Consider the following 2909-nt stretch of genomic DNA (forward strand, 5'->3'; position numbering starts at 1 on the left):
CGACCGCAACCGCGTTCATCACACCGAACTCCTCGACCAGACCATCAACACTGACTCGATATTCTGCTGAACAGATGCGTCCTCCGCTGTAGAGAATGTAAGTTACGTCTCACCGGGCCGTCAAGACGACATCTCCAAATGGGCAACGACCAAACGGCTCCCACAGCAAGCCCCGCGGCGCTCGCAGCACCAGTCGCACGGCACACGTCGTCGACAGCCAGCGAACTTGCAGACGAAGCCGGAGGTATCGCGCGGTCGTCGCCGTGGTTGGCGAGGCTTGACAGCGGCGGCGGCCCTTATAACGCGCACTGTCGGTGAGAGCGCTACCGGTGTGTTCCTCGTCGAGGCGTGGCAGCACACGCACGTCTATTGACCGCGCTCGCTGAAATTCCCCACTGAGGCTCATCGAAATTCGCCACCTGTGTGGCTCCGCCGAGAAGGGCGGGCCTCCCTCGATGCTGCTGGTGTCTGACGCCAGTAGCTGTGTCGAAGGAGGCCCGCTTTCTCATGCTCACATGGGAGGACGACATGGAAGTACACGCCCTACGAAAACGTGGTTGGTCGATCTCTGCGATCGCCCGTCACACCGGCTTCGACCGCAAAACGGTCCGCAAGTATCTGGCCGGCGACACCGAGCCCGGCGTGCGGGCCCGGCCGGGCCCTGACCCGTTCGAGCCGTTCGTCGACTACGTGACCGCCCGACTGGTCGAGGACCCGCACCTGTGGGCCCGCACACTCTTCGACAAACTCGAAGACCTCGGCTTCGGGCTGTCGTATCAGAGCTTGACCCGCAACATCCGCACCCGCAGTCTGCGCCCGGCGTGCGAGGCCTGCCGCACCGCGGCAGACCGGCCCAACGCGGTCATCGCGCACCCGCCGGGTGAGGAAACCCAATGGGATTGGCTGGAATTGCCCGATCCACCCGCATCCTGGGGATGGGGCAAGAAAGCTTTCCTGCTGGTCGGCTCGCTGGCGCATTCGGGCAAGTGGCGGGCGGTGCTCTCACCGTCGATGGATCAACCGCACCTGGTGGCCGCCATCGACCGCATCGTGCGCGGCTTGGGCGGGCTGACCCGCATCTGGCGGTTCGACCGGATGGCCACAGTCTGCGACCCAGGCTCGGGCCGGGTGACCGCCTCGTTCGCCGGGGTCGCCAAACACTACGGCGTCTCGGTAGCGATCTGCCCACCGCGACGCGGTAACCGCAAAGGTGTCGTGGAGAAGGTCAATCACACTGCCGCGCAACGCTGGTGGCGCACCCTGGCCGACGACCTGACCGTTGAGGCGGCCCAGGCCAGCGTGGACCGCTTCGCTCGTCTGCGAGGTGACACCCGGATCCGGGCCACCACCGACGGGCGCTCCTCGGTCGCCGTGGTCGCCAAAGCTGAGCCGCTGGCCCCGGTACCAGTGACGCCGTACCCGGTAATCGTGTCCGAGTCCCGAACCGCGTCACGCCAAGCCCTGGTGTCCTACCGCGGCAACCGCTACTCGGTGCCACCGGAGTTGGCCGCCGCCCAGGTCACCGTCAGCCACCCCATCGGTGGCCAGTACATCGACATCGCCACGATGACCGGCGTCGTCGTGGCCCGCCACCACCGCGCCACAGACGGCCTCGGACTCATGGTCCGCGACAGCGGCCACATCATCGCCCTGGACACCGCGGCCATGGCCACCGCCACGACCGGCCGACCGCACCGCCGCAAGGAACGCATCCCACCCGGTGTAGCCGCCAAAGCTGCTGCCGCCCAACTACTCCGGACCACCACCGCCAACACCGTGGCCACCGAAAGCGTGGCCACGGCAACCGATTCCACAGTCATCGACCTGTCCGCCTACGAGCGGGCCGCCCAGCGAAGGACCATCCAATGACACCCACCCCACGCACCCCAAAAACCACCGCCACCCTTGAGGGCCCGTCGGCGGCGGCCAGCCGCTATCAGCAGTTGCGCTCGCATCTGGCCGAACTCAAACTGCACGCCGCCGCCGAAGCCCTCCCTGCAGTCCTGGACCAAGCCAACGCCGAAAACCTCTCACTCACCGTCGCCCTGGAGCGGCTGCTGGCCGTGGAAGTCGACGTCAGCACCGCACGAAGGCTGGCCGGACGGCTACGGTTCGCCTGCCTACCCCCCCGGCCACGCTGGCCGACTTCGACGTCGATGCCGCCGCCGGCATCGACCGCAAGCTCATCAACGAACTGGGCACCTGCCGCTACCTTGAATCAGCGACCAACATCCTGCTCATCGGCCCACCCGGGACCGGCAAAACCCACCTCTCGGTCGGACTGGCCCGAGCAGCCGCCCACGCCGGCTACCGCACATACTTCACCACCGCCGCCGACCTGGCCGCCCGCTGCCACCGCGCCGCCATCGAAGGACGCTGGGCCACCACCATGCGCTTCTACGCCGGCCCCACACTGCTGGTCATCGACGAGCTCGGCTACCTGCCACTGCCCGCCGAAGCAGCATCGGCACTGTTTCAGGTTGTCTCCCAACGATATTTGAAAACGAGCATCGTCATCACCACCAACCGCGGAGTCGGCGCCTGGGGCGACATCCTCGGCGACACCACCGTCGCCGCAGCCATGCTCGATCGCCTCCTTCACCGATCGGTAGTCATCAACCTCGACGGCCAGTCCTACCGACTACGCGATCACCACGACGCCGCCGAAACCCTGCGACGCACCACCACCGGCACCCGCCAACCACTACACTGACCGCTGCTCACAGGTGAGGAATTTCAACGAGCACACCTGGAGACTTTCGATGAGCGCCGTCACTATTGGGGGTCCGTCAGATTAACGGTGTAAGCGGCATCTTCGGTTAGGTGGTTTCGCTGCCCGGCATGCGGTCGGCGAAGGTGATCGCGAAGGCGTTCAGGGCTGGTTTCCAGCGTATGGTCCATCGCTTCTG

The 2909-nt window shown here is 66.2% G+C and carries 1 protein-coding gene and 1 pseudogene; both read left to right on the forward strand.

Annotated features, from left to right (window positions below):
- Nucleotides 1-507 precede the first annotated feature (507 nt).
- On the forward strand, nucleotides 508-1869 hold the full coding sequence (locus tag BHQ18_RS28775) for a Mu transposase domain-containing protein (RefSeq protein WP_069417035.1): 1362 nt from the start codon (nucleotides 508-510) through the stop codon (nucleotides 1867-1869).
- Nucleotides 1866-2713, forward strand: a pseudogene (gene istB / locus BHQ18_RS28780) (IS21-like element helper ATPase IstB). The gene BHQ18_RS28775 and the pseudogene istB overlap by 4 nt, the downstream one beginning before the upstream one ends.
- Nucleotides 2714-2909: the final 196 nt, after the last annotated feature.

The sequence above is a fragment of the Mycolicibacterium flavescens genome, from assembly GCF_001722335.1.
Classification (GTDB): domain Bacteria; phylum Actinomycetota; class Actinomycetes; order Mycobacteriales; family Mycobacteriaceae; genus Mycobacterium; species Mycobacterium flavescens.

What these genes read in the sequence shown, in the direction of transcription:
- BHQ18_RS28775 (WP_069417035.1), top strand. Translation starts at nt 508, where the DNA reads ATGCTCACATGGGAGGACGACATGGAAGTACACGCCCTACGAAAACGT.